Genomic DNA, 22,891 nt, shown 5'->3' with positions numbered 1-22,891 from the left:
GTGCGAACCGCGCGGATCGCGACACCACGGGTCACGGCATGTCGGCGACGTGCCGCTGGCGGTGACGCATCGCGTGGCCGCCTCGGGGTGGCCGCGACAGTTGCGACGGGGCGCGCCCCCTACTCGCCCGCCGTGGGGGTGTCGCCGGCGGTGAGGGTGGCAAGGATCTGGGTGACTGTCGCCGCGTCATCCGCAACGTGGGCGGCCAGCAGGTCGGCGAAGCGCTGCGCGGGCAGCATCGGTACGCCCAGGGCCGCGGCCTTGTCCGCCTTGCTGCCGGCGCCGTCGCCGACGACGACCAGGTCGGTGCGGGCGGAGACCGATCCGGAGGACTTCCCGCCGAGCCGTTCCACGGCCTCCTGGCCCTCGGTGCGGGTGAGCCCGGGTACGGCGCCGGTGACGACCACGGTCATCGGGGTGCCGTCCGGCCGGCGCAGCGGCAGGGCGCTGGCCGTCGATCCCGGCCCGCTGGCGCCCGTGGTGGCGGCCGATGGGACGGACAGTCCCGGTTCGGTCATGTTGACGCCGCGTCGGGCGAGTTTCTCGATGACCGGGGTGAGGTCGACCAGCTCGGCGGCGATGGTGACGGCGCGTTCCGGTCCGACCCCCTCGACCTGTTGTAGGTCGGTCGCGGACGCGGCGAGCAGCGCGTCCATGGTGCCGAAGTGCCGGGCGAGCCGACGCGACATCGACCGGCCGGTCATCCGGACCCCGAGCCCGGTGAGGACCCGGGAGAGCGGCTGCTGCCTGGAGGCGTCGATGTTCGCGACGAGCTTGCGGGCCGACAGGTCCCCGAGCCGGTCGAGCCCGGCGAGGGTGGCGGCGTCGAGGGCGTAGAGGTCGGCGGGGTCGGCGACCAGACCCACCTCGACCAGCAGGTCAATGATCTTCCCGCCGAGCCCTTCGATGTCCATCGAATCTCGGGAGACGTAGTAGCTGAGTGACTCGCGGGCGCCGCAGGCGCGTCCCTGGACACAGCGCCAGCGTTTCTGCGACCGGTCGATCTGCCCGCCGCAGCGGGGGCAGTCGACCGGCGGCTCGTACGGTGTCGAGTCCGCCGGGCGCTCGTCGAGTTTGGCGCCGGTGACCTCGGGGATCACGTCGCCGGCGCGGCGGACGAAGACGGTGTCGCCGGCCCGGACGTTGCGCCGGACGAGGTCGTCGAAGTTGTGCAGGGTCGCGCTGGTGATCGTCACGCCGTCGATGAGCACCGGCGCCAGTACCGCGACCGGGGTGATCACACCCGTGCGGCCGACCTGGACCTCGATGCTCAGCAGGGTGGTGGTGCGGGTGTCGGCCGGGAACTTGTAGGCGACTCCCCAGCGTGGCGCGCGGCTGCCGGACCCGGCCGTGTCCCGGTCGGCGGCGGAGTCGGCCTTGATGACGGCCCCGTCGATGCCGAAGCCGAACTCGCCGCGGCGGGCGTAGAGGGCCTGCACCGCGGCGATGGCCTCGTCGACGGTGGCACAGAGCGGCATTCCGGCGGGTGAGCCGGCGGTGGTGGCGACGCCGAGCCGGCGGACGTAGGCCAGCGCGGCCGAGTGCGCCGACGTGCCCGGCCCGTCGCCGTCGGTGTCCGGTCCTGCCGCCGTGGCCGATGGCGCGCCGTTGGCGGTGATCGTCATCCGGTCCCTCACGTCCAGGCCGTGCACGGAGTAGGCGAGGAAGCTCAGCGGCGCCTCGTACGCCCGGTCCTGGGCGCGCAGCGTACCGGCGGCGGCGCTGCGCGGATGGGCGAACGGCGGCTCGCCGAGCCCGATCCGCAGCTCGTTGCCGCGTGCGAAGTCGGCGTCGGTCATGAACACCTCACCGCGGATCTCCACCGTTACCGGCTCGGCGAGGCGCTCGGGCAGTCCCGCGGCGCGGCGGGCCTGGGCGGTGACGTCCTCGCCGGCCCGGCCGTTGCCGCGGGTCGCGACCTGGACCAGTCTGCCCGAGGCGTAGCGGGCGGCGACCGCCAGCCCGTCGATCTTCGGCTCCACCGTGAGCCCGGCGACCGGCCGGCCCAGCAGCTTTTCCAGCCGGGCGGCCCACCGGCGCAGCTCGTCCGCACCGAACACGTTGTCGAGGCTGAGCATCGGCTCGCTGTGCACGACGTCGCCGACCGCGCCGACGCCGGCCGCGACCAGCTCGGTCGGCGAGTTGCCCGCCTTCCAGTCCGGGTGGGCGGCTTCGGTGGCGACGACCCGGGCCATCAGCGCGTCGTACGTCGCGTCGTCCATCTCCAGGCCCGCGCCGTTGTAGTACGCCGCGGCCGCCGAGCCGATCTCGGTGAGCGCCGCCGCGTACGTCGCTGGATCCTCGAACGGCTCGGCCAACCGGGCGTTGACCACCGGGGCGACGGCAGGCTCGACGCTCTCGACCACCAACTCGCTCATGACATCTCCCCGTTGTGTGCACCGGCTGTGGTGGCCAGCCTAGGCAGCGGGTACGACGATTCGGCCGTGCTGGCGAGCGCCTGTCTCGGCCGGTGTCAGGGCCTGTCTCGCGGGTCGCTGGTCAAGTTCAGTGGGTTTAATGGGTCATGAGACACCGGGGTATCCCGGGAGCCAGTGTCAGACCGTCCGCTACCGGGGGAGGTGTGCAGCGGGCCCAGGGAGCCCACCTCTCAGGACCTGACCTGGGTGGCGTGTTCCGGGCTTCCGCCTCGGTGGCGAACGGCGCGAAGATGAAGAACGTTCCGCACAATTCCCCCGATGCCTCGTCGGTCACAGGGCACGACATTTCTTCGCCCTGAGGAACGGCCGGAGCGGCGAACACGTGCCCCGCGTAGCAAGACCACCACAACATTTCTGCAGGTTACCGGGTTTTTCGGTGCTCTTGTCCGACGCAATCAGGTCGAACGGGAGGCGGGCCTGTGACAACTCGCACCGGTCAGCGGGCGGTCGCGAGCCAGGCCGCGACCGCGGCGAGCACGACCAGCACGATGTTGAGCCACAGATCCTTCACCTCGCCCCGCGACAGGTGGAAACCTGCCGCGAGGACCTGTATCACCAGCAGCCCGACCGCCGCCAGGGCGGCGAGCGCCGGCACGATCCCGGTAGCCCGCGGAAGGAGGAGACCGGCGGCGCCGAGCAGCTCCACGAGGCCGATCGCCCGGACACCGGGCATGGGGATCGTGGTGCCCGCCCAGGCCATCATCGGCGCCAGCTTCTCCTGGCTCCGGAACACCTTGATCCCACCCGTGTAGAGGTAGAAGAGCGCGAGGAGCCCGGCCACGATCCAGTATGCGACGTCCATGTCCACTCCAATAGTTACCCTTTGTTAGTAGCCCATGGTGCGGCACAATCCTGGGGTCTACAAAAGGCACACGCGTGTGCGTGAGGAACAACGGAGTGCCATGAGCAAGTACCAGAGGATCTGCTTGATCCGAGGCGACGGTGGGCGGTCGATCCGCGGCATCCTCGACCGGATCGCGGACAAGTGGACCCTTCTCGTGATCGCGACGCTCGACGCTGAGCGCATGAGGTTCACCGACGTGCAGCAGCGGATCCCCGGGATCTCCCAGCGCATGCTGACCCGCACGCTACGGCACCTCGAGCGGGACGGACTGGTCTCGCGAACCGTCTACGCCGAGGTGCCACCGCGGGTCGAGTACGAGCTGACGCCCACCGGCCGGACCCTGATCGAGCCCGCCGTGACGCTCGCCGAGTGGGCGGTCGAGCACAACCCGCAGATCGAGCGCAGCCAAGCGGCGTACGACGCCAAGAACGGTTGATCGCCCGCTGATCGCCTTGCGGTCCTTCGCCGGGCCTCTTTCGTCGACCGATGCCACGTCGGTCCTCCACCCAACAGGTGGCCGTGACCGGTCGAAAAGCCAAGCCGCCAGCGCCAGCGGTGGTCCAGTCGCTGTCCAGTCGCCGCCCATAGGCTGTCGCCACTTTGATCACTTTTTGGTCTGCAGGAGGCGCTGATGAGTCGAATCGCGCGCAGAAAACTGATTGCCGTGCTGGTGGTGGCGGCCACCGCGCTGGCACCGACGAGCGCGGCGTCGGCCACCCCGGCCGACCTGGCACCGGCGAGCGCGGCGTCGGTCGACGCCGACCGTCTGCCGGAACCGCCGGCCGAGGCGGTCGCCGCCGCGGAGCGGGCCGGCAGCGGCCCCGTCCTCACCGAGAAGTGTGCGCGGGAGCGTCGCCAGAAGGTCGCGTCAGCACGGGCCACGACCGGCGACGCGACCGGCAAGGCGACGGTGGCGACGTGCAGCGACTACAAACCCGCCAGCGGAACCGGCGGTGCCCGGCCCAACGCCATTCCGAGCAACTGCCCCAGCACCTGGGGTTATACCCGTACGACAGGCTGCATCAACACCACCGCGGGCGTGATCGTCTACATCGTTCAGACCGGTGCGATCGTCGGCGGGTTCGACTACCAGGTCGTCAGCTACGCCAACGTCTCGGTGACGTCGCGGTCCTGGACGCACGAAACCGAGTTCACGATGCTGCTGGCCTGGGGCCAGGTCGCGGGCACGTTCATCCGGGGTGACGCCTGGTGTACCGGGCCGTGCTCGGCCAACCCGTCGACACCGGACCAGTGGTTCTACGCGCTCACCGCCCGGGCGCAGATGTCCGTCACGGCCAACGCGATCACCGGTGGTACGCCGGTCAACGTGCAGACCAACGTCGGCTGGTGGTTCTGCAACGTGGCCTGGTACAACGGCTGCACCAACGCCCTCATCGCCACGCCCCAGCCGGTACGCTGCGACACCTCGGTCCCGGGTGCGTCGCCAGGCTGCGTCTTCGGCCATGTGGTTCCGGTGTTCAACGTGTACAGCTTCGAGCATCCGAGCTTTGCCCGGCACGTCGCGTTGGCCATCGGCTACGGACTCAAGTCGCGGCTGACCCGGCTGACCGACCCGACCGCTCAAGAGAACAACGGCAACCGGGCCTGCCCGGCCAGCATCCCGAAGCCGAGCAGCGACTGGAGCTGCGACGAGTACCCGTTCCGGTCGACGTGGGAGGGCGCCTACACCGGCGGCCACCAGTACGGGCGCACCTTCGACGGGTGCCAGATCGCTCCGAACATCGCGCAGGTCAGGCAGCCGGGTGACAACGGTGGATACAGCATCTGCCTGATCCCGGCGACGGAGAACAGCGGCGGCGGCTCGGACCTCAGCGTCTTCTACCGGACCAATCGGGTGCTCGAACGCGAGGCGTTCGACGTAGTCGTCAACTGACTCCCGACGCGTTCCCCCGAGGACCGTCCGGTCCTCGGGGGACACAATCGTACCGATCGATCTGGAATCGTGCTGGATGACGCACCAAAATGGAGACCTCGAGCATTGCTGCGAGGGAGTGCGGATTGCTTGTCATCCAGGTCCTCGGTCCCACCCGGCTCTGGCGCGACGGCAGGGAGATCGACCTCGGTCCAGCCGGCCGTCGCGCCGTGCTCGGCCTGCTCGTGCTCGCGGGGGGCCGCCCGCTGCTGGGTTCACGCATCGTCGACGTGTTGTGGGGTGAGCAGGCGCCGCCCAGCGCCACCAACGTGATCCAGACCCACGTGAAGCATCTACGCCGGCTCCTCGAACCCGACCGGCGAGCTCACACGCCCAGCGCGGTTCTGCCCTTCGCCGGGGGCGGGTACGCGCTGCGACTGCCGGCCGGCGCGGTCGACCTCGACCGGTTCCGCGACCTGCTGGCCGCCGCGGCGGAGGCCGACCGCCGCGGCGATCCGCAGGACGTCGCGGCGCGGCTCGCCGACGCGCTCGACATGTGGCAGGGAGCACCGTTCGCCGACGTACCCGCGCTCGCCGGGCATCCGATGGTCCGTTCGCTGCTCGACGAACGCCGCGCGGCGGTGGCCCGCTACGCCGATGTGATGCTGGCCCTGGGCTCCGGCGACCGGGCCCTGCCGTTGCTGCGTGAGGAAGCGGCGGCACACCCGCTGGACGAGGCGGTGCACGCGCGGCTGATCCTGGCACACCACGCCGTCGGTCGGCGCGCCGAGGCGTTGACGGCCTACGATGTCGCGCGCCGGCACCTCGCCGAGGAACTGGGCGTCGGCCCAGGACCCGACCTCGTCGCGGCCTACCTGCGCGTACTCGACGACGAGGCACCCGCGCCGCCGGTGGATCCGCTGGTCGGCACGGCCCTCACCGCGCCGCCGGTCAATCAGCTCCCGGCTGAGGCCGCCGGCTTCACCGGGCGCGAGACCGAGTTGTCCGCCCTGGACGAGCTGGTCAGGGAAAATGGCACGGCGGTGCGGATCGGCGTCGTCTGCGGCACCGCCGGGGTCGGCAAGACGACGCTGGCCGTACAGTGGGCACACCGCACGCGCGACCGGTTTCCCGATGGGCAGCTGCATCTGGACCTGCGCGGCTACGATCCGCGCCGCCCCGTGTCGGCCAGGACCGCGCTCGGACACCTCCTGGAGTCCCTTGGCGTCCCGGCCGCCGGTATCCCGACCGACCTCGACCGCCGGGCCGCCCGGTACCGGGCCGAGACTGCGGGCCGCAGCCTGCTGATCCTTCTCGACAATGCCGCCTCCGTCGACCAGGTCCGACCCCTGATCCCGGGCACGGGTGCGGCCACGGTCCTCATCACCAGCCGCGACAGCCTCGCCGGACTGGTGGCCCTGCACGGTGCCCGCCGCCTCACGCTGGACCTGCTCTCCGCCCCGGAGGCGCTGGCGCTGCTGCGCTCGCTCGTCGGCGTACGCGTCGATCGGGAACCGGAGGCCGCAGCCGCGCTGGCTCGGCTGTGTGCACGCCTCCCACTGGCCCTGCGGGTCGCGGCCGAACTGGCGGCGTTCCGGCCCGCGGAGCCGCTCGCTGGTCTGGTGAGCGAGCTAGCCGACCGACAGCGGCGGCTGCGGTTACTGGATCCGGGCGGTGACGTGCGGGCGGCCGTACGGGTGGTGTTCTCCTGGTCCTACCGGCAGCTTCCGGCGGAGGCGGCCCGGCTGTTCCGGCACCTCGGACTGCATCCCGGCCCGTCGTTCGACGGAGACGCCGCCGCCGCGCTCGCCGCCATGGCGCGCACCGACGTCGCGACGCACCTCGAACTGCTGGCCCGCAAGCACCTCGTCCGCGCCGAACCGCCCGGCCGGTACGTGATGCACGACCTGCTGCGCGCGTACGCCGCCGAGCTGGCCGCCGCCGACGATCCCGCAGGGGCGCTCGACCGGCTGCACGCCCACCTGCTCGGCACGGCCGCGGCGGCGATGGACCGGCTGCATCCCGCCGACCGGGCACACCGCCCGGCGGTGGCACGCGCGCAGAGCTTTCCGGATGCGACCGCGGCACGTGCCTGGCTGGACGCGGAACTGCCCGGCCTCGTCGCCACCGCCGCCACCGGGCTGGAGCACGGCCGGCCCCAGTTCACGACCGATCTCGCCGCCACGCTGTACCGCCACCTCGAGGGCGGCGGCTACACACACGCCGAGGCGCTGCACGGCTACGCGCTCGAAGCGGCACGGCACAGCGGCGACCCGGCCCGGCTCGGCGTGGCGCTGACCAACGTCGGTGCCGTACACCGGCTGCTCGGCCGCTACGAACTCGCCGAGACGCACCTGTCCGAGGCCGTCGCGGTTTTGAACCGGTGCGGCTACCAGCTCGGCGCCGCCCGAGCCCTGTCCAACCTCGGCATCGTCTACGAACGTCTCGGCCGCGACGACGCCGCCGCGCACCAACGGGCCGCGCTCGCTGCCTATCGCCGGGCCGGCGACCGATACGGCGAGGCATCCACGCTGGTTAACCTCGGCAACGCCAACACCCGTCCGGGCCACCTCGACGAGGCGTACGACCAGTTGTTGCGCGCCGCCGCCCTGTTCCGCGAGGCCGGCGCCGCCGTCGGAGCGGCCACGGCCCTGACGAACCTCGGCGACGTGTGCACCAGCCTCGGGCGGCACGACGAGGCGGCCGGGCATCTGTCGGCGGCAAGCGATATTTTCCGGACCGCCGGACACGCCTACGGCGAAGCCGTCGCGCTCACGAACCTGGGCCGGGTGCACGGCACTCGCGGCGACCACGCGCGCGCGATCGGCGACCTGACCATGGCGATCCGCATCCTGCGTTCGATCGGGCATCGCTACGGGGAGGCGAGCGCACTCAATATCCTCGGTGACGTACTGACGGCCGTGGGCCGTACCACCGAGGCCGTGGCCCGGCACGCCGCCGCGCTGTCGATCGCCACCGCGACCGGCGACCACGACGAGCAGGAACACGCGCACGAGGGCATCGCCCGGGCTCAGCGGGATACGGTACGCGCGATAGGCGGGTGATCCAGACTCCGTCCAGTCCGATTCCAAACTCATGTGGGTCCATGTCGTTCAGCACCGGCCGGTTCCGGCCGGGCCGACAACGTGAAGGGAAACCCGCATGTATCAGGGGTTACGGCGCACAGCCGGCATCGTCACCGCAGCACTGCTCGTCGCCGCCGTGCTGGCGGCGCCGGGCACTGCCTCGGCCGCACCGCAGACCGACACTCCCGGCGCCGGAGCCGCCGATCGCCGGGACAACAAGCCGGGCCTGAGCAATCCGCTCGTTCTGGGCAAGAAGTCGGCCGGCGGGAACTCTACGAACACGACCATCACCTGCTATGTCTACGGGGGTGGTCCGTACCTGAGCGGCAACTCGGTGGTGTTCTCGGTGTTCGTCGACTGCGTCGGCGGCGTGCCGCAGTCGCTGGCGGCGGGCGTCGACATCTACCGCTACTACAACAACTACCCGGTTCCCCTCCAGGAGTCGTTCAACACCTGCGCCGTAGCCGGGCAGACCCAGCTGCTCTGTCTGACGAATCCCGTTCCATGCTTCCAAGCCGGCAGCTACTACGACGGACAGGCGATCCTCCTCGCCTACGACGAGAACGGTGTCCGGCACGACGCAACCTTCTATGTGCCGCCCAAGTGGGTGGGCTGCCTCGTCTGACGGCCCCCGCCGGACCGGCCGCGGCACCGACGAGTCCGGGTGCCGCGGCCGGTCCGGTCGACGCCCAACGTCGCGTCGTGAGGGTCTCGGCGCAGCGGCGGGAGTACCGGTTTTGCCGTGGAGGTGTCGAAACCCACGACGGTGGCGGGCCGACGTGAGCCGTGCGGTCGGTGTCGGCCCGTCCCAGGAGGAGTAGATCGACGACGGCGCCGCAGGCGAGGCGGAGCCGGGTGTAGACGGCCAGGACGAGCCGGGTCCACCGGTCGGCGGCGGCCGGGTCGCGCAGTTCCGGGCTGGTCCAGCCGAGGGTCTGTCTGAGCACGCGGAAGGTGTGCTCGATGCCACCGCCAGCATCGATCGAGCCTGCTCATCTTGATCGGACAGCTCGACAGCCATCGACCCGAGACCGCATCCATATTTGCCGTTGTTCGGCGAGTTGGCCTGGACCAGCGCGTTACGGCACCGCGTTACGCCACCGGACCAGCCCTGAGAACGATCTCAGTCGTTCGAGCCCTCCGCGCTCGCGCTGAAGCACAAGCGCGCCTCGATATTTGACCAACGCGCGCACGAGCTCCTGCTTGTCGGTGAAGTGGTGATAAAGCCGAGAATCACTCGTCTGGCTTGCCTCAAGGACATCGTCAAGGGTCGTCGCGTTCACGCCGCGTACGAACATCAGCCGGTTCGCCGCGTCGAGGATTTCGCATGGAGCGTGCGGACCGAGTTCGTTGGGCCGCACTGAACCAGGCCGTTTGCTCCTCGCGGGACCGGGCCGCCCACTGCCCGTCCAGGCCGGCGAGACGATCGTCGCCGAGGAGCGAACGGTTGCCGTGCTGAATCCGCAGTAGATGTCTACCTTGATCTGGCTACGGCTCGGGTCTTCGAAGGCGTAGCGCGCCATGACCGAAGCAATGCCACGATGCCGTCAGTCTCCGTCCACCCGAGAACCGCTGACTCTGTGCATGTTGGAGTCGGCGCCAGCGCGAGATCGTCAAGGAGAACGATGGCGGGCAGATCGGCGACCCGGCCAAGGCCACGGCCGCCGTCCGCGCCGCGCTCGACGCGCTACGATTCCCGCTGCGCCTGGTGCTGGGCGCGGACGAAAGCAGGCACCTACCGCCCGCTACTCGTCCTTGCTGCCAGACGACCGCACCGAGGTGCTCGAACCAGCTTGAGGTCTGACCTGCGGTTGGACGGTATCGGCCGTGGCGAGGTCGTCGGTCAGCGCGGTGCGGGACCCCGTGCCGGAGGGCTGCTGCGGGTTAGTGCCGGCTGGCATTGGGTCGGGCGCCCGGTTGGCTGTGAGCGGAATCCGTGCGGTCACCTCGGAGCGCAGGACAAGGTCGTCCATCGTGTCCATGACCCACAGCTGCCGCACGGGCATCGGGATCGCCATGCTCTGGTAGGTCGCGACCAAGTCGCGCAGTTCCCGGTAACCGGCACCGGTCACCGCTCCCGTGAGCTGGAGGTACCCGGCCAGCAGTGGCCGACGCTCGGCGCCGGCCCGTGCGCGTACCTGCGCGAGGTAGGTGGCGCAGTGCCGGTCGGCGGCCTGGACTGGCAGGTAGATGCGCCCGGTGTTCATCCGGCCGATCCAGGGGCCACGCACGAGCACCATCACGCCGCCGCTGCTGCCGCCGGAGCTGGGGTCTGGATCGGGCTCGCTCTGGTTGTCAGGTACGAGGGTGGCGTGCGTGCGGTCCGCCCGTAGAACGAGGCCTTGCCACCAGACGAGCTTACCGACGGCGCTCCTGGCCAGCTCGGTCAGAAACGCCCGCATCTGCGGATCCGCGGCCACCAGATGTCCGTCGATCGGCACGACGATGGAGCGGACCGGCGGCCAGTACTCGCCTGGCCCGGTGTCGGGGCCGAGCGCGGCCCGGGGCCGATCGTGGAGCAGGGGGAGTTGGCGGGTCCGGTAGCGGCTGTCGAGCCGCAGCTCGTCGTGGCCTGCCCAGTCGTATTCCGCGCCCTGCGCCGCGAGCGTTGCCAGCGGGGCGAGGAGCGGTTGAATGCCCTCCATGCCGTCCCTTCGGGTCGTGGGCGCAGCCAGCTCCGCCCTCCTGCCGGGCCCGCCAGTCAGCGGGGTGCCGGCCGTGTCGATGTGACGGGCCAGCGCGTTCGGTAGCTGCTGCATGGCTGTCGGTCGGAGGGATAACGACACGGACCTTCGTTTGGCCGTGGTTCCGCCTGCTATCCCCAACAGCGGGTCGGGCTGCGGCGCCGACGGCGAGGAGGTCGACGCCTACGGCCGGCGGCGGCGTGTGGGCGCGATCCTCAGCCGCCGCGGGCGCGGCGCCGCACCCGAATCGACTGGTTCAACTCGCGGTCGGCGCCGGTGGGTCAGCGGCCGTCCATCGCGGTAGCGCAGCAACGGGAGGTCACGATCGCCGTGACCCCGCTCGGCGGGATGGGCCAGCAAATGCCGCATCAGCGTCGGTGAGACCGGCTGCCAGCGGAACGTGCCGCCCAACTCCCGCAGGAAGAATCGGGCATTGGTCGGTGTCCAGGTTGCACGGGCGCAACGCCAAGGCGCCGCCGCGGCGGCGGGTTGTCCACCTTCAACGCCGGGGTGTCGGCCGCGTCCAGGTATCCGTCGGCCACCGCCCCGGGAGTACAGGCATCGCAGCGCGGCTACCAGGTACTCGGCGGCGGATCGTCGGCCTCGGGGGTTGCGTCGCGCCACCGCGTTGGCCTGGACCTGGGAGCGCAACTGTTCGATCTCGGAGGGCAGGGGTTCGTCGATGCGTCGGTCACCCCAGGCCTGTATCACCCGGTTCCGGTACGAGCCGTACGCTCGGCGCGTTCCGGGTGATTCGGCGGCTGCGACGACCGGTGCGTACTCGGCGAACGTGGGGGCCGGCGGCCGCGCGGGTCGTACCTGCAGCAGGTCGGCGGGGGAGATCCCCATCCGTTCCAGCAGCAGCCGGACCGCCTCCAACTCCGGCCGGCCGGCACTCGTCTGGCTCATGGCGCCCCACCACCCGTTGCCGAAGCGTGCGGCACGGCAAGCAGCCGGTCGAGTATCGCGAGGGGATACGCCGCGAGCACATCCTCGGCGCGGTCGACGGCGAGCAGTACCCGGTCCCCGGCCGCGAGGCGGCACCACCGACGTACCGCCAACGGCAGATGCAGATGGGCTTCCCGGACCGCCGTCTGGACTCCGCCTCGGCTCGACCGCCCTTATCGAACGCGGCCTAGGAGCAGGCGCGTCGTCCCGAACCATCCGCCCCGCAGCCGCATGGTTCGGGCTCGGAGAGGGCGTTGGCTTCTGCGCGGATCACGTCTGCTTCATGCTGATCTGCTTGAGCACGGGCTGCGGATCCGCCGCAGCAATTAGTGACCTCGGTTCCGGTGGAGGAAGCACGACAACAGTTGCCTGAACTCGTGCGGGTGCTCGATCGCCGGCACGTGCCCGCATCGGCCAAGCACGTGCAGACGGACATCGGCCAGGTGTTCGAGCAGGGGCTGGGCTGCCGTCCCGAGCGGGGTGACTCGGTCCTCGGCGCCGTGCACGAGTAGCACGGGCGCGCGGACCGCTGCCAGCGTGTGCGCCGAGAGGGTGAGATCGTCGACCCATCGTGCCCTGGGTGGAGGAAACAACGACGCGAATGCGGCCGCCCCCGCTCGCATCGCAGCTGCACGGGCATCGACGGCCGCGTCGGTCACGAGCGCTTGGTCGAGGACGAGGCGACTCAGCATGTCTCGTGCCCCGAGCGGGCCGGCGGGGGCGGCCCAGACCGCGTCGAGCTCGGCGGACAGCGGCGCCCCAGGGGCACCCATCGTTGAGACCGCCACGACACGGGTGACCTGCTGGGGGCGCGCGGCGGCCAACGCCAGTGCCACGGCACCGCCCATGGAGTGACCCACCACGGCGTAGTGCTCGATACCGAGAGCATCCATCAGGCCCGCGGCCTGCTCCGTCCACAGCCGGAGCCCACCCCTGGAGCCCGCCGGGATAGGTGTACGGCCGAACCCCGCCTGGTCAGGAACCACCAGGTGCCAGGACGTGCCCAGCGCCTGCGCCGTCGTTGCCCAGGCGCCGGACCCGGTCGTGCCGGGTCCGGAGCCGTGCAGCATCAGCACCGCGGGCCCGGTGCCGCTCTCCAGGACGTGGACGGGGGAGCCGTCGACTGTGACGGTCCGAAGTGCCGTCACCGGGGCAGGCCAGGTGTGGTCATGCCGATGCGGGGTTGACGGACTTCGAAAAGAGCTCCATCATCGCCCTGCCGAATTGCGGCATGTCGGGCCACCCCCGGCAGGAGACGAGGTTGCCGTCCACGACGTCGGGAGCGTCGACGACCGTCGCGCCCGCGTTCTCCATGTCCCCGGTGATGGGGGGAAAGCACGCCGTCTTTCGACCCTTCAGTAATCCGTACACCGCTGGTACCTGCGCGCCGTGACACACCAGCGCGACGGGGAGGTTGCGCGCGAAGAAGTGCTCGGTGATGCGCCTGACGTCGGTGTCGACCCGGATCCACTCGGGGGCACGTCCCCCGGGGATGATGAGGGCGTCGTAGCGCTCGAGGTCGACATCGGCCCAGGGCACGTCGACCGGCAGCTTCCGACCGTTCTTCTCCACGTAGGCGTCGGAGTTGGGGTCGAACTCGTGGATGACCAGCTGCACGTCACGCATCGTCCGTGACGAGACGTCGACGTCCCAGCCGCCCTCCTGCACGCGATAGTAGGGATACATGGTGTCGAGTTCCTCGGCGGCGTCGCCGGTCAGGAGCAGCGCTCTGGGCACCTGCTTCTCCTCGCATCTGGGGCGGGTGGTGGAGATCCAATCCGATCCGATCCGGTTGGGCTAGCATTCCTCGGCCCCGCCCGCCCGTCAAGCCTCTACCGCCATTCCGTCCGCGCCCTTGACCTCGTCGAACAATCGTCGGAAACGCTCGCCGGACCGCAAGATGTGCCGACGCATCGCGTAGGCGGCGGCGTCGGGATCACGCGCGGCGATCGCGGCCACAACGTCCTCGTGCTCGGCCATGGCCAAGTGAGTGACCTGGGTGTCGTGGTGAAGCCGGAAGAGGTGCACATGACTGTGCAGGCGAGCGAGCGCTTCACGGATGACCTGGTTCTCCGCGCTCAGGGCGACGAGATCGTGAAAAGCGGCGTCGCGTAGCCCGAAGGCGCCATAGGCCATGGGCCCGTTGCCCCCCTCCAGTTCTGCCATCTCCTCCAGCATTCGTCGCAGACCGGCCACCTGCTCCAAGGACGCGCGTTCGGCGGATCTGCGCGCCGCTGCCGGCTCGAGGAGCAGGCGAACCTCGAGCATGTCCTCGAATCGGTGACGGGTGATCTGGGGAGGAATGCGGTAGCCAGCATGGGGCACACGTACGACCAGGCCCTCGGCCTCCATGCGGTTCAGAGCGTCTCGGATCGGAGTCTGCGAGACCCCCAGCTCCCGCGCCAGGACGTCGATCGTGACGCGGGAGCCAGGCTCAATCCGTAGCGACATCAGCTGTCCGAGCAGCGTGTCGTACACCTCGTCGGCAAGCCGGCCGCCAGATCTTCCCGGCGGCATTCCGCCCGTCACGGCCCTACGGCCCGGCGCGATCATCGCTTCGTCGTCCATCGTGACCTGAGGTCCCTTCTTGCGCCGTCGCGAACCTGTTGACATCAGTCACAACGCTGCGGCATGCTGACGCCCCCGGCAGATCGTATAGGAAAAGTGTCGGATGATCTTGATCTGGCACCATCGCGGAACCGCCGGCCTCGCTCCACTCTTCGACCTGCTCGGCAACCTCGTCCCCGACGAGCGCGGGTGACCCGTCCGTATTAGGCGCATAGCGCGGTCGCTGAGGCACGCCGGACATCACCAAGAAGATCACAGGAGGCGACGCAATGAGTGACCCGATGAACGTCCTGGCCCCCGAGTACCGGCGGCTCCGGATCGGCGACGCCTGGCGCGACGCCGCGAGCGGAGCCACCTTTGCCGTCGAGGACCCGGCCACCGGCAAGACCATCGCCGAGGTGGCGGACGCCGACGTCCTCGACGGGCTCGCCGCGCTGGATGTGGCGAGCAAGGCAATGGCGGAGTGGGCGGCGACCCCACCGCGAAAACGGTCAGAGTTGTTGACCGCGACGTACCGGGCACTGACCGAGCGATCCGAGGAGGTCGCCCGGCTGATAACGCTCGAGATGGGCAAGCCGCTGGCCGAGGCTCGGGCAGAGGTAGCGTACGGCGCCGAGTTCTTCCGTTGGTTCGCCGAGGAGGCGGTGCGCGTCGAGGGGCGCTACAGCACCGCGCCCACAGGTGGATATCGCATCCTCACCGTGCCGAAGCCGGTCGGACCGTGCGTCTTCGTGACGCCCTGGAACTTTCCGTTGGCCATGGGGGCCCGCAAGATCGCTCCTGCGCTCGCTGCGGGCTGTACGACGATCACCAAGCCAGCAGCCCAGACGCCACTTACCACGCTGTTCCTGGCCCGCATCATGGAGGAGGTCGGCGTTCCCCCGGGCGTCGTCAACGTGGTGACCACCAAGCGTGCCGGCGAGGTGGTCTCCGCACTGTTAGCCGACAGTCGGACCCGCAAGCTCTCGTTCACCGGGTCGACCGAGGTCGGGCGTGTGCTGCTACGACAGGCTGCGGACAACGTGCTGCGCACCTCCATGGAACTGGGCGGCAACGCGGCCTTGATCGTGTGTGCCGACGCTGACCTGGACGTCGCGCTGGACGGTGCCATGGTGGCCAAGATGCGCAACATCGGGGAGTCCTGCATCGCGGCCAACCGAATCTACGTCGAGGAGCCGGTGCGCGAGGAGTTCACGGCGCGCTTCGCCGAGCGGATGGGCGCGCTGTCGGTGGGCCACGGTCTCGACGACGGCGTGGACGTCGGGGCGTTGATCGACGAGGCCTCGGTCACCAGGATCGACGAGCTCGTCGCCGACGCGGTCGATCGCGGCGCCCGGGTCTTGGTGGGCGGCGAGCGTCCGGATGGGCCGGGCCACTTCTACCCGCCTACGGTCCTCGTCGACGTACCTGAGGATGCGCGGATGCTGAAGACGGAGATCTTCGGCCCGGTGGTGCCGATCATCTCGTTCACGTCCGACGACGAGGTGATGGCGAAGGCCAACGACACCGAGCACGGCCTGGTCGGTTACGTCTTCACCCGTGACCTCCAACGGGCGCTCCGGTTCGCCGAGGGGCTGGATACGGGGATGATCGGCATCAACCGTGGTCTGATATCGGACCCGTCAGCTCCGTTCGGAGGCGTGAAGCAGTCCGGGATCGGCAGGGAGGGGTCACACGAGGGCATCCTTGAGTACCTCGACCTCACCTACGCGGCGATCGACCTACCGTGACCGGCCTGCTGCTCCGGGCGCCCGCCAAGGATCACCGCGCCCTGTGCACACATGACCTGACCGGCCTCCACCCGGGGGGGCGGGGCTCGGGCCAGGGCCGGCACGAACCCGCTGGCATCCGGGACGCCGGCGACTCCGCCGGTGTGCGCACCACCGCCGCGGCCCGCGGCGGTGGTTCGGGCGATCAGCCCCTTCGGCGGTCCCAACGGCTACGCCCTCGGGCTCATGATCGAGGCGCTGGTCGCGACCCGGACTCGTACCGTCCTTGGCGACGATGTCCGCGGGACCCTCGACCCGACCCACCCGTCCATCAAGGGCGACGTCTTCATCGCGATGGAGCCGAGGGCGACCGGGCACGATCGGGTCCGGGCGCCCGGCGCGCGCCTTGCGCCACCCGGGCGGCCACCCTTGCCGACGCCGTCCGGGTCTCGCGGGTGACCTGGACGTCCCGCCAGCACATCGCCGCCGACGTTCCGGAGAGGCACTGACATGCTTGAGACCGTCCGCGGACCACGCCAGCTGATAGTGGGCGAAGGGGTCGCGCAGAACATCCCACGAGTGGTGGCCGAAAGCGGCTCGCGAGTCCTCGTCGTGACCGACCAGGTTCTTTTGAGGCAGCCGCGCGTGGCCGAGATCGTGGCCGCCGTGCGGGAGAAGGTCGAGGTCGTCGGGGTGTTTTCCGACGCGACTCCAGAGGTGCCCCTCGCCGATGTCGCCCTGGCCGTCTCGGTCGCCGCCGAGGTGGACGCCGACGTGATCCTCGCCATCGGGGGTGGCTCGGTGATCGACCTCGCCAAAATCGTCGGCGTCATCCGGCGCCACGGTGGGACGCCGCGCGACTTCTACGGCGAGTCGAAGGTGCCGGGGCCGACGATTCCTCTTGTCGCGGTCCCGACGACGTCAGGCACCGGCTCCGAGCTCACTCCCGTCTCGGTGTTGACCGACCCGGACCGCGAGCTGAAGGTGGGGGTTTCCAGCGTCCACATCGTGCCCGACTTCGCCATCGTCGACCCCGAACTCACCTACACCTGCCCTGCGACCGTCACCGCCCACTCCGGCATCGACGCGTTCTGTCACGCGGTGGAAAGCTACACCGCGCGACCCCGGGCCCACGGACCGCGCGACCCGGTGGAGCAGGTCTTCCTCGGCCGCAATTCGATCACCGACCACTACGCGCTGCTGGCCGCGGAGCGGATCGCCCGTAGCTTGCGTCGTGCTGTCAGGGACGGAGGCGACACGGACGCGCGCGCGGACATGTCCTATGGGTCCATGCTTGCCGGGCTCGCATTTTCCCACGCGGGCAACGCGGCCCCGCACGCTCTCCAGTACCCCATCGGCGCAGCCACGCACACGCCGCACGGCCTGGGCGTCGGGCTGCTACTGCCCTACGCGCTGGACGCGGCCAGGGATGCCATCGGCGACCGGTTGGCCATCCTCGCCGGGGTGTGTGGGCTCGACGTGACCGACGCCTCGGATGCCGAGGCCGCGGATACGTTCCTCACCTGGCTCGACGGACTCCTTGCCGACATCGGCATCCCGCCCACCTTGGCGGACATCGGCGTGGCACGCGCCGACCTCCCGCGCTTCGCGGAGATGGCCAGTGGCGTCACCCGCTTGATCCAGAACCACCCCGGCCCGACCGACACCGCCAGCCTGACCGCGATCCTCGAAGCGGCCTGGACCGGGGACCGGACATGACACGTACTGACTCCGAGCAGAGACAGTGACCGGCCTTTCAGATGACGACGAGGCTCCCTGTCCCACCCTGGGTGTCGGAATGCTCGGCTACGGAACCTGGCGAGTCAAGTGAGACTGAAGCTCCATGAAAGCGGGGGGCTCACACAGTGTCCAAACTGCGCCGACGCGCTCTGGGTATCCGCCCCTCCTGGGGCAGGACGACCTTCGGTAGCCGGCGTCGCTCTTGGTCCAGGTTGCCGGAAGAAGCCTTGGCTTTTGACGAAGACCAGGGTGCCGCAGATCGTCAGGGTGGGGACGCTCGGCGCGCGGTCCAGGTCTTCCCCGCTCAGGGCGAGGATTTCACCGATGCGGGTGCCGGTGGCCAGCATGAGGTCGACGATGTCGGCCAGGTCGCCGGTGTGCCGAGGTCCGGGTTTGCCGGGGACGGGTCGCTGGGCGGATGTCGGCCCGGGCTTCCCCGTACCGGTCCCGATCACTCCGTCAACGGAAGGCCGTGCCGGTGCGCTATCGCCGCGGCCTCGGTGCGGCTGGCCGCGCCCAGTTTCGCGAGGATGTTGGAGACGTGGAGGCTGGCGGTCTTCTGCGAGATGTAGAGCTCCTCGGCGATACGCCGGTTGCGGTAGCCGCGCGCAACCAGACGCAGCACTTCGGTCTCGCGCGGGGTGAGCCCGAAGGCGACCAGTTCGTCGGTGGGTGGCTCGGCGGTTGGCTGCCCGGTCGGCGGGGTCTCCGTTCGGGTTGGTACCTCGGCATGTCCGGTGAGCGCGGCGATGCTGGCGAGAAGGCGGGTGGCCCCGAGTGAGCTGGCGATCTCGTGTGCGCGGGCCAGCCGCGCGAGCGCGGTATTCCGGAGCTGATGGTTCCCCGCCAGTGCTCGCCCCTCGCCGAGGAGCGCGACTGCGAGTTCGTACGGACGGCCCAGCGGTTCGAAGGCCGCCACGGCGGCCGTCCACCGCGCCGGGTCGTCCGTCCCCTCCGCCCGCCGTACCTCTGCCCAGAGCAGGGTCTCGAACGCGCGTGAGATCGGGAACACGATGTCCAGCCGCGAGACAGCTCGCCGTACGGCGGTCAGGACCGCCGCCGACCGTTCGTCCGGGGCGGTGGACCGGCGCGCGTCACCTTCCATCGACGCGGCGTCACAGAGCATCGGAAGTGAGTACCGGATCGGCCCTGTGGTCAGGCCCTTGGCGTCGGCGCGGAGGAACTCCATTCGCGCGTCGGCGACGCGGCCCTGCCCCGCGGCGACCGCCATGTCGCAATGGCTCATGGCGACCAGGAACTGCGGCTGGAGGTCCCCGGTTCCCAGCAGTTCGCGGGCGAGAGTGACCTGTTCGGCGGCCCGTTCCACGTCCCCCCGGGCCAACAGGCTGAATGCACGGCGTCCCGCGAGTGCTCCGCGCGACTTGTACGACCAGGCTACGGCCGCCGCCTCGTCGAGTTCCTCGTCCGATTCGGACCACCGGCCGACCGAGAACAGCGACAGCGAGAGGTTGAGGCGTGCCCATGCCTCGCGGTTGGGTAGGCCGAGCGACCGGCAGACGTCGATGCTGTGGCGGGCCGCCACGATCGCCTCGTCGGACCGTCCCATCCCCTCCAGCGTCGACGGAAGATTCTGGTTCACCTGTCCGATGATGTCGGCCACGCCGAGCTTCTCGGCCCGCTCTCGTACCTCGTAGAGTTCGGCGACGTTGGTGCCGTCGAGGTCCGACTCGGCCCTGAGCCAGCAGCGGGTGATCCGGGCTCTCAGTTCCAGTTCCTCGTTACCGATGCTGGTCGTACGGTGCACCGCTCGTTCCGCGATGGCGAGGCTTTCCGGTCCGGGTCGGTGCCGGGCGCTCCAGTTCGCCAGGTAGGTCAGCAGGGCGGCGTGCATGGTGGAGGACGGTAGGTGACGGACGAGCCCCTGCGCCGTCTGTAGCTCCCGCCATCCATCTCCCTGGTTCAGGTCCTGGACGACCAGCGAACGCTGAACCCAGAACCACGCGGCGCGTCGTGCCCGCTTCTCGGGCTCCCCGGAGAGATGCTTCAGCGCGAGACGGGCCAGGTGCAGGGCGCGATCGAGGTTCCCACCGCGCCGTGCCGCGATGACCGCGGCGGCGAGCAGGTCCGTACGACCGGGGGCGGACCCGCGCGTACCCTCATCCTGGGTCGGGAAGTCGGTCGGCAGCGGTATGGCGGGCAGCGCGTGCCGGGCCTCGGCCGGTACCTGGTCCCACAATTCGAGCGCGCGTTCCAGCAGCTCCCGCTGCTCGGCGTACGCGTACCGGCACCCGGCGGCGTCAGCGGCGGCGACGCTCATCCGCAGCGCCTTGACGTGGTCGTGCGCGGCGTACCAGTGCTGCGCCAGGCGAGAGATGAGCTCCTCGGCGGGTACGAGCGAGGGCTCGGCCTCCAACGCCTCGCCGTACCGTTGGTTGATCAGGACCCGTTCGCCCGCCAGTAGGCTGGCGCTGACGGCCTCCCGCATCAGCGAGTGGCGGAACCGGTACGCCGTCCCGTCCGGTTCGGCGACGAGGATCTGGGCGAGCAGAACCGCCCGGAGCGCTTCGATCAACTCGTCCTCGGCGAAGCCGGCGACCGCGCGCAGCAGCGGATAGCTGATCAGGGGGCCGCTCTGTGACGCCACCCGCGCGATCCGCTGACCGGCCTCCGGCAGGGAGTCCACCCGGGCCAGCAGTACGTCGTGGAGGTCGTCCAGCCCGGCTCCCGTGTGCTCGTGGTAAAGACGGGCGAGTTCCTCCACGAAGAATGCGTTCCCGTCGGACCGGGCGAAGATCTCATTGAGGATGGCGGGGTCGGGCGAGGCTCTGAGGATGCCGGTGAGAAGCTTCGTGACCTCGACTCGATCAAATCGATCCAGCTCAATCCGACGCACCGATCGTAATCGATCAATCTCGGCCAGGAAGGGTCGTAGGGGATGCTGGCGAGGGATGCCGTCGGACCGGTACGTGGCAATGATGAGGAGCCGGCCGGTGTGTGGGGTGCGGAACAGGAACTCCAAGAGGCGACGGGTGGAAACGTCGGCCCAGTGCAGATCTTCGATAATCAACACGAGCAGTCGGTTCGCCGCGAGCTGCTCCAGGATTTGGGCGATCAGAGCGAACAGGGCGCTGCTGTCGTCATCGCGCCATCGGGAGACCGCGGGCACTGCCACATCCGGCACGATCCGGGCCAGCAGGTCTTCCCGGCCCAGGCTCGCGGCACCCACCTCGTCAGGCAGGCGTCGCCACAACGAGCGGAGAGCGGCGGTGAAGGGCGCGAAGGGGAGGACGTCCGCGCCGCCGTCGAAGCAGTTGCCGAACGCTGCCACGGCTTGCTCGGGGGCGAGGTTGCGGACGAACTCCTCGACCAGCCGGGTCTTGCCCACACCCGCCTCGCCCCGCACCAGGACGGACTGGCCGGCGCCCTGCTCCGCCGCCGCTGCGGCCAGCGTTAGCTGGGCCAGCTCCGCAGCCCGACCGACGAAGATGGAGCTGACCGGGACGCTTCGCACGAGACAAGGATGTCACAAGCCCAAGCGCCCACCGCCAGGGATACCGGACTCGTCCTCCGGCCGGTTCCGGCGCGGTAGGAGTCGGGTCGGCCAACGACCGACAGAACCGGTCCGGCCGTTCCGCCCGCCCCGCAGATCGACTCGAAAGCCCGGTGCTGCCGCACGGATCCACCGTATCGCGAATGCTGCGCCGTCACGGGACTCCTCGGGTCCGCCCAGTCCGAAGCGCACCCGACGGATTGTCGCCCCGCCGTACCGAATCCGCCGGTTACCCGCCCAATGGGAAATTTGACGTCACGAAGTCCTTCCATCTTTCGTATGGGTCATCGTCTGCCGCCGCCGAGTCCACCCGCAAAGAGCGCGGGATTCCCACTCGCCTAGGGAATTTTCCCGAGTGCCTGGTCGTGCGCTGCCCGGACGAAAACTGGTGCTGTTTCTGATGCCGTCGGGCCCGTGCCCGACCAGCATGGTCATTGCTTGTTCTGGCGCCGACCCGGGCGACCGCGCCGGGCGGTCATAGCCGATTTAGGAAGTGTGCGTTGTCTGATCATGGGTGTGTCTTTCCGACCTCGCTGGGGCCTGGGGGTGGCGCCGCGGGTGGCCTGCCGCCGGAGAACATCGTCATCCGGCCGATGGAAACCCCGGATGTCGGCCGGTCGATCGATCTGCTAGTGCTCAGCGCGGGGACGCAGCGGCGACACTGGTTGGTTCAGCATCTCACCGCCGGCCCCGACACCGAGGTGCACCACGCCTTCGTCGCCACGCAACACGATTCCCTGGTCGGTGCGGCTCACCTGATCAGCGAACCGGCGTTCGGTACGGTCAGCGCCTGCGTCGCGGTCGCCCCCGGTTCCCGCGGTCAGGGCATCGGGACGGCGCTTGCCAACGAGCTCGACCTGGCGGCACGGCGCCTCCGGCCGAGTCTGTCGGTGACCAGCACCCTGCGTGACGACCTTGAGCAGGGGCGCCGATTCGCGCAGCGGTACGGCCTGGCGGTCACGTCGCACAGTGTCGGCTGGCGGTTCGACCTGACCGGTGCCGTCGGCGACCTCGCCGAGCGCGCCGCGCGATCAGCTCGCCAGGCGGGCGTCCGCGTTCGCCGCGCCGACCTGGTCGCCGAGGAGGCCGACGTCTTGGACTGTATCGGCCGCAGCATGGCCGGGTTGCCGCTGCCCGGCAGGGCCAAGCAGGAACCCGACCTCACCCAGATACGGCGGAGAATTCCCGACGACGCCCTCGTCCTGCTGGCGGAAAGCGACGCCGTGCCGTACCCGGTGGGCACATCGATCATCACGCCGCAGGCCGACCTCGCGGATTGGTACACCGTCTACACCGGAGTGGTCGTCGCGCACCGTGGCCAGGGCATCGCCGGTGCCCTGAAGGCCGCCGCGATGCTGGCGGCGCGAGACGCCGGGGCCCCGGGTCTCACCACGCACAACGACGACACCAACGAGGCCATCCTGCGCACCAACCGTCGTTTCGGCATGCGGCCGAGTGTCGGTTTCTGGACCCTCACCCGATACGCGTAG

General features: G+C 70.0%; 16 protein-coding genes and 1 pseudogene. 8 read left to right on the top strand and 9 right to left on the bottom strand.

Annotated elements, in window-relative coordinates:
• Nucleotides 1–119: 119 nt before the first annotated feature.
• A complete protein-coding gene (gene ligA, locus AB0J86_RS33565; RefSeq protein WP_363861702.1) occupies nucleotides 120–2,378 on the bottom strand; it encodes an NAD-dependent DNA ligase LigA in 2,259 nt (752 codons plus the stop codon).
• 496 nt (nucleotides 2,379–2,874) lie between these two features.
• Nucleotides 2,875–3,240, bottom strand: a complete 366-nt coding sequence (locus AB0J86_RS33560; RefSeq protein ID WP_363861701.1) for a DoxX family protein — start codon at nucleotides 3,238–3,240, stop codon at nucleotides 2,875–2,877.
• 100 nt (nucleotides 3,241–3,340) lie between these two features.
• Here AB0J86_RS33560 and AB0J86_RS33555 point away from each other — a divergent pair, with 100 nt between their 5' ends.
• The 4 genes from AB0J86_RS33555 to AB0J86_RS33540 all read left to right on the top strand — a co-directional run bounded on the left by AB0J86_RS33555 (nucleotide 3,341) and on the right by AB0J86_RS33540 (nucleotide 8,866).
• On the top strand, nucleotides 3,341–3,718 hold the full coding sequence (locus AB0J86_RS33555; RefSeq protein ID WP_363861700.1) for a helix-turn-helix domain-containing protein: 378 nt from the start codon (nucleotides 3,341–3,343) through the stop codon (nucleotides 3,716–3,718).
• Between the two features lie 195 nt (nucleotides 3,719–3,913).
• On the top strand, nucleotides 3,914–5,176 hold the full coding sequence (locus tag AB0J86_RS33550; RefSeq protein ID WP_363861699.1) for a hypothetical protein: 1,263 nt from the start codon (nucleotides 3,914–3,916) through the stop codon (nucleotides 5,174–5,176).
• Between the two features lie 125 nt (nucleotides 5,177–5,301).
• Entirely contained in the window at nucleotides 5,302–8,220 is a 2,919-nt protein-coding gene (locus AB0J86_RS33545) for a tetratricopeptide repeat protein (RefSeq protein WP_363861698.1), read from the top strand.
• Nucleotides 8,221–8,317: 97 nt separating this feature from the next.
• On the top strand, nucleotides 8,318–8,866 hold the full coding sequence (locus tag AB0J86_RS33540; protein WP_363861697.1) for a hypothetical protein: 549 nt from the start codon (nucleotides 8,318–8,320) through the stop codon (nucleotides 8,864–8,866).
• Between the two features lie 454 nt (nucleotides 8,867–9,320).
• Here AB0J86_RS33540 and AB0J86_RS33535 read toward each other — a convergent pair whose 3' ends face one another.
• A complete protein-coding gene (locus AB0J86_RS33535; RefSeq protein WP_363861696.1) occupies nucleotides 9,321–9,764 on the bottom strand; it encodes a helix-turn-helix domain-containing protein in 444 nt (147 codons plus the stop codon).
• A 222-nt stretch (nucleotides 9,765–9,986) separates the two neighbouring features.
• Nucleotides 9,987–11,000, bottom strand: coding sequence for a hypothetical protein (locus AB0J86_RS33530; RefSeq protein ID WP_363861695.1), 1,014 nt, complete (start codon nucleotides 10,998–11,000; stop codon nucleotides 9,987–9,989).
• Between the two features lie 860 nt (nucleotides 11,001–11,860).
• Here AB0J86_RS33530 and AB0J86_RS33525 point away from each other — a divergent pair.
• Nucleotides 11,861–12,064, top strand: a complete 204-nt coding sequence (locus tag AB0J86_RS33525; RefSeq protein WP_363861694.1) for a hypothetical protein — start codon at nucleotides 11,861–11,863, stop codon at nucleotides 12,062–12,064.
• A gap of 135 nt (nucleotides 12,065–12,199) precedes the next feature.
• Here AB0J86_RS33525 and AB0J86_RS33520 read toward each other — a convergent pair whose 3' ends face one another.
• The 3 genes from AB0J86_RS33520 to AB0J86_RS33510 form a co-directional block, all read right to left on the bottom strand.
• Nucleotides 12,200–12,943 carry an alpha/beta hydrolase gene (locus AB0J86_RS33520; protein WP_363861728.1) on the bottom strand — a complete coding sequence of 248 codons (744 nt, stop codon included), beginning with the start codon at nucleotides 12,941–12,943 and terminating at the stop codon, nucleotides 12,200–12,202.
• 97 nt (nucleotides 12,944–13,040) lie between these two features.
• Nucleotides 13,041–13,610 carry a DJ-1/PfpI family protein gene (locus tag AB0J86_RS33515; RefSeq protein WP_363861693.1) on the bottom strand — a complete coding sequence of 190 codons (570 nt, stop codon included), beginning with the start codon at nucleotides 13,608–13,610 and terminating at the stop codon, nucleotides 13,041–13,043.
• 87 nt (nucleotides 13,611–13,697) lie between these two features.
• Nucleotides 13,698–14,441: a GntR family transcriptional regulator gene (locus tag AB0J86_RS33510; RefSeq protein WP_363861692.1), complete on the bottom strand. Its 744-nt coding sequence runs from the start codon at nucleotides 14,439–14,441 to the stop codon at nucleotides 13,698–13,700.
• Between the two features lie 269 nt (nucleotides 14,442–14,710).
• Between AB0J86_RS33510 and AB0J86_RS33505 the strand changes: the two genes are divergently transcribed.
• On the top strand, nucleotides 14,711–16,171 hold the full coding sequence (locus AB0J86_RS33505; RefSeq protein ID WP_363861691.1) for an NAD-dependent succinate-semialdehyde dehydrogenase: 1,461 nt from the start codon (nucleotides 14,711–14,713) through the stop codon (nucleotides 16,169–16,171).
• A 489-nt stretch (nucleotides 16,172–16,660) separates the two neighbouring features.
• A complete protein-coding gene (locus AB0J86_RS33500; protein ID WP_363861690.1) occupies nucleotides 16,661–17,869 on the top strand; it encodes an iron-containing alcohol dehydrogenase in 1,209 nt (402 codons plus the stop codon).
• Nucleotides 17,870–18,073: 204 nt separating this feature from the next.
• Here the strand turns inward: AB0J86_RS33500 and AB0J86_RS33495 are convergent.
• Nucleotides 18,074–18,303 (bottom strand): annotated as a pseudogene (locus AB0J86_RS33495) (site-specific integrase); the annotation flags it as partial.
• Nucleotides 18,304–18,341: 38 nt separating this feature from the next.
• Nucleotides 18,342–21,362, bottom strand: a complete 3,021-nt coding sequence (locus tag AB0J86_RS33490) for an AAA family ATPase (RefSeq protein WP_363861689.1) — start codon at nucleotides 21,360–21,362, stop codon at nucleotides 18,342–18,344.
• A gap of 632 nt (nucleotides 21,363–21,994) precedes the next feature.
• Here AB0J86_RS33490 and AB0J86_RS33485 point away from each other — a divergent pair.
• Nucleotides 21,995–22,891, top strand: coding sequence for a GNAT family N-acetyltransferase (locus AB0J86_RS33485; protein WP_363861688.1), 897 nt, complete (start codon nucleotides 21,995–21,997; stop codon nucleotides 22,889–22,891).

It is taken from the genome of Micromonospora sp. NPDC049559, from assembly GCF_040676675.1.
Taxonomy (GTDB): Bacteria; Actinomycetota; Actinomycetes; order Mycobacteriales; family Micromonosporaceae; genus JBFAPK01.
Note: the sequence above shows the minus strand (reverse complement) of the source record. Positions and strands in the feature narration are given on the sequence as shown.